This is a genomic window from Mycobacterium sp. (genome assembly GCF_049673265.1).
Classification (GTDB): Bacteria; Actinomycetota; Actinomycetes; order Mycobacteriales; family Mycobacteriaceae; genus Mycobacterium.
In genome coordinates, this window is sequence record NZ_JBATXN010000108.1 from 1 (window position 1) to 4,242 (window position 4,242).

Consider the following 4,242-nt stretch of genomic DNA (forward strand, 5'->3'; position numbering starts at 1 on the left):
AAGATCACGTCGAGCACGGCGCGCACGTCGTAGACGCGGCGGTTGTCGCGGGAAACGATATCGAGCAGCTCCGGTGTCTGGCGCGGTTCGCTCGTCGCCCCTCTTTCAGCGGCCGTTATCGACGAGGGGTATGACCACGCGCTCGGCGGGAAGTACGACAGGTAGCGGCGGACGTCGTCAAGCACGGCTTCGTCATCCTCGGCGACATTGTGGATCACTCCGCTGGGCAGCGCGACGTCTGGTCCGCCAAGGTCTTCTTTCGAAATGTCTTCTCCGGTGGACTCTTTGACGACGGGAGGCCCTGCGGTGAAGATGGCACCTTGCCTGCTCATGATTCGGAAGTCACATACCGGGGCCACCAACGCGCCGTGTCCGGCCGACGGGCCGAGCACGGCGGAGACGGTCGGTACCCGTCCCGAGCACCGTGCTTGGGCGAGTAGGTCGGTGGGACTGCGCCCATAGTGCCCACCGGTGGGACGAAAGCCGGCCCCTTCGAGGAGCATCACCAAGGGAATCTTGTCGCGCAGCGCCAGTTCGGCGATCCGGTAGCGCTTGGAGTTGCCGCCCGGCCCGATACTGCCGGCCATCGTGGTGAAGTCCTCGGCACCGAGCATCACGGGGAATCCGTTGATCAAGCCGGAGCCGATGACGATCCCATCGGCGGCGATTTCGCCGCCGACCAGGGTGCCGATTTCGCGGAATGTCCCCGAGTCGAGGAGGTGGTCGATTCGCGACCGGGCGTCGAGCCTGCCCTTGCCGCGGTGTTTGGCAACCCGTTCCGCACCGCCTAGCGCCCGGGTGTGCTGCCGGCGACGCTCGAGGTCATCGAGCGTTTCCTGCCAGTCGGCGGACTTCGTCATGGCCATGTCCTCACTCGTCGCGCGTCACGTACTGAAGTGCTTACTGTAGCGTCTGCGAGAGGTGGGCGGCCACCGGCCGCATGACGACACATAGACGGAGTGGCGCGATGACGATCCGGTTGACGGTGGACGAAGCATGGGAAGCCGTCGAATCGGCGCATACCGGAATTCTGACAACACTTCGCCGCGACGGTATGCCGATTGCGTTGCCGGTGTGGTTTGTGGTTGACGATCGCAGCATCGCGATGATGACCCCGGCGGGAACCAAGAAAATCGCGCGCATCCGTCATGACCCACGAGCGTCGTTCCTGGTCGAGTCGGGGGAGCGGTACACCCAGCTGCGCGGCGTCCATCTCACCGGACGTGTCGAGATCGTCGGGGACGCGACCGCGATGTCCCGCATCGAGGCCGCCGTCAACGCCAAGTACGCGACGTTTCGCCCGCCTGCTGCCAGCTTGCCCGCGGCGGCTCAGGCCCACTACGCGAAGCAGGCGTTTCTGCGCTTCGTGCCGGATAGCCGAATCCTGACATGGGACAACGCGCGCCTCGCGGTGAAGTAGCTGATGTCGCAGGGCTTTTGCCGTCACGCTAGAGCCGACATTGACCCTACCGAATCGCTTACTGTAGCTTCTCGAGTATGATCCCAGAGTGCTCCCGGCAGCAGCGGAGCGCGTGCGGATGACCGCCACCGTTGCATCGGGCCTCAAGGTCGACGGGGGCATTTTCACCGACCTCGCTCGAGTGCCCGAGTTGGCCGGCGCCCTGGAGCAACAGGGCTACGACGCCTGCTGGACCGGCGAAATCAACCATGACCCATTTCTGCCGCTGCTGCTGGCGGCCGAACACACCACCCGACTCGAACTCGGCACCAGCATCGCGGTGGCGTTCGCGCGCAACCCGATGATCGTGGCCAACCTCGGTTGGGATCTGCAGACTTACTCGCAGGGCCGATTTATCCTGGGCCTCGGCACCCAGATCAAGCCACACATCGAGAAACGCTTCAGCATGCCCTGGAGTCATCCGGTGGACCGGATGCGCGAGTTCGTGCAGGCCCTCCACGCCATCTGGTCGGCCTGGAAGGACGGCACCCGGCTGCGATTCGAGGGTGAGTTTTACACGCACAAGCTCATGACGCCGATGTTCACCCCTGAGCCGCAACCGTTTTCGGTACCCAAGATCTTCATCGCCGCTGTTGGCGAATCGATGACCGAGATGTGTGGCGAGGTCGCAGACGGCCTACTGGCCCATGCGTTCACGACCCAGCGCTATTTGCATGAGGTGACGTTGCCTGCGGTGCAACGCGGCATGCAGCGTTCTGGTCGCGATCCGCGCGCATTCCAGGTCGCCTGCCCGGTGTTCGTGGTGACCGGCAACGACGACGTCGAATTGAGGCTCGGTGCGGCCGGCGTCCGCAAGCAGATTGCCTTCTACGGATCGACGCCGGCCTACCGCAAGGTCCTCGAACTGCATGGTTGGGGCGATGTAGCGACCGAGTTGCATCGACTTTCACTGCAAGGCGAATGGGATGCCATGGGCCCGTTGATTGACGACGAGATCCTGGATGCCTTCGCGGTGGTCGCCACGTACGACAAACTCGCCGCAGCACTACTCAACCGTTGCGATGGGGTCATCGACCGGGTAATGCCGTCGTTTCCGCGCACCGCTTCCAAGACCACGATCACCGCCGTACTACAAGAGTTGCGCCAGTGAGGAGCTGCCCATGAGCACGCCGACGATGGATGACGCTGCCAAGGTCCTTGCCGATCCGCTGGCGTATGCCGACGAGCCGAAGTTGCATGCAGCGCTTGCCCATCTGCGTGCCAACGCCCCCGTGTCCTGGGTCGAGGTGCCGAATTACCGCCCGTTCTGGGCGATTACCAAGCATGCCGACATCATGGACATCGAACGCGACAACGTGCTGTTCACCAACTGGCCGCGCCCGGTCCTGACGACGACGGAGGGCGACGAGCTGCAGGCCGCCGCAGGGGTGCGCACACTGATCCACCTGGACGATCCCCAGCATCGGGTGGTGCGCGCGATCGGTGCCGACTGGTTTCGTCCAAAGGCGATGCGGGCGCTGAAAGTTCGCGTCGATGAGCTGGCCAAGATCTACGTCGACAAAATGATGGCGGCGGGCCCCGAATGCGATTTCGTCCAGGAGGTCGCGGTCAATTACCCCCTCTACGTGATCATGTCGCTGTTGGGGATCCCCGAGTCGGACTTCCCGCGAATGCTCAAACTCACCCAGGAGCTGTTCGGTAGCGACGACAGCGAGTTCAAGCGCGGCAGCACGAATGAGGACCAGATTCCTGCGCTGTTCGACATGTTCCAGTACTTCAACGGTGTCACCGCCGCGCGTCGTGAACACCCGACGGAGGACCTTGCGTCCGCCATCGCCAACGCCCGCATCGACGGTGCACCGCTGTCCGACATCGACACGGTGTCCTATTACCTCATCGTCGCCACCGCCGGCCACGACACCACCAGCGCGACGATCTCGGGCGGTCTGCATGCGCTCGTCGAGAACCCGGACCAGCTGCAGCGGTTGCGCGACAATCTCGACCTGATGCCGCTGACCACCGAAGAGATGATCCGATGGGTCACCCCGGTCAAGGAATTCATGCGCACCGCCGCCGAAGACACCACGGTGCGCGGAGTCCCGATCGCAGCGGGGGAGTCGGTGCTGTTGTCATACGTCTCGGCCAACCGGGACGAAGACGTCTTCGAAAATCCCTTTCGCTTCGACGTCGGCCGCGATCCCAACAAACACTTGGCATTCGGCTATGGTGTGCACTTCTGCCTGGGGGCAGCGCTGGCCCGCATGGAGGTCAACAGCTTCTTCACCGAGCTGTTGCCGCGGCTGAAATCCATTGAATTGACCGGGCCTCCGCAGTTCGTCGCCACGACATTCGTCGGCGGACTCAAACATCTCCCGGTTCGCTACCAACTCCACTGATCCGGGTTAACGGCGGGCAAACACAAACCCCAGATTAGGAAACACCGATCGGCGGAAATGCCAAATACCTACCGACTTGAGGATCTGCCGTGATACACCCACCGGTAGTGGATATCCTTAACGGCTTTGTAGGAGGAACTAAGGTCATGGCTGTCGCACGGTGCATCATCGCCACCGGCTTTCTCACTGGTCTTGCTCTCGGACTCGCGGCCCCCGCGGGCGCATGGGGACCGATCGGGCCGGCACCATTTCCCGCTGACTTCCAGCCGGACGCCCACTACACCGAGACGCAAATAAATCCAAAAACCATGCAGCCGTTCACCGTCCACGGTCAACCGGTCGTCAACCAGTGGTACTTCACCCCATGCGGTGACGGATGCGCCTCGGCCGCTCGCGAACCCGGTGGACAATCTCTAGGCCAGGCCA

At 63.1% G+C, this 4,242-nt stretch carries 5 protein-coding genes; 4 read left to right on the forward strand and 1 reads right to left on the reverse strand.

The window, feature by feature from the left end; genetic code table 11:
- On the reverse strand, positions 1 to 860 hold an 860-nt coding region (locus WBF82_RS03585; RefSeq protein WP_424381724.1), incomplete at its 3' end, for a carboxyl transferase domain-containing protein.
- A 107-nt stretch (positions 861 to 967) separates the two neighbouring features.
- Between WBF82_RS03585 and WBF82_RS03590 the strand changes: the two genes are divergently transcribed.
- The 4 genes from WBF82_RS03590 to WBF82_RS03605 all read left to right on the forward strand — a co-directional run.
- Entirely contained in the window at positions 968 to 1,420 is a 453-nt protein-coding gene (locus WBF82_RS03590) for a pyridoxamine 5'-phosphate oxidase family protein (protein WP_424381725.1), read from the forward strand.
- Between the two features lie 118 nt (positions 1,421 to 1,538).
- On the forward strand, positions 1,539 to 2,570 hold the full coding sequence (locus WBF82_RS03595) for an LLM class F420-dependent oxidoreductase (protein WP_424381726.1): 1,032 nt from the start codon (positions 1,539 to 1,541) through the stop codon (positions 2,568 to 2,570).
- 25 nt (positions 2,571 to 2,595) lie between these two features.
- The gene (locus tag WBF82_RS03600) at positions 2,596 to 3,816 is read left to right on the forward strand and encodes a cytochrome P450 (RefSeq protein WP_424381728.1); all 1,221 of its coding nucleotides are present in this window, start codon (positions 2,596 to 2,598) and stop codon (positions 3,814 to 3,816) included.
- 146 nt (positions 3,817 to 3,962) lie between these two features.
- A partial coding sequence (locus WBF82_RS03605) for a hypothetical protein (protein ID WP_424381727.1) occupies positions 3,963 to 4,242 on the forward strand: 280 nt, incomplete at its 3' end.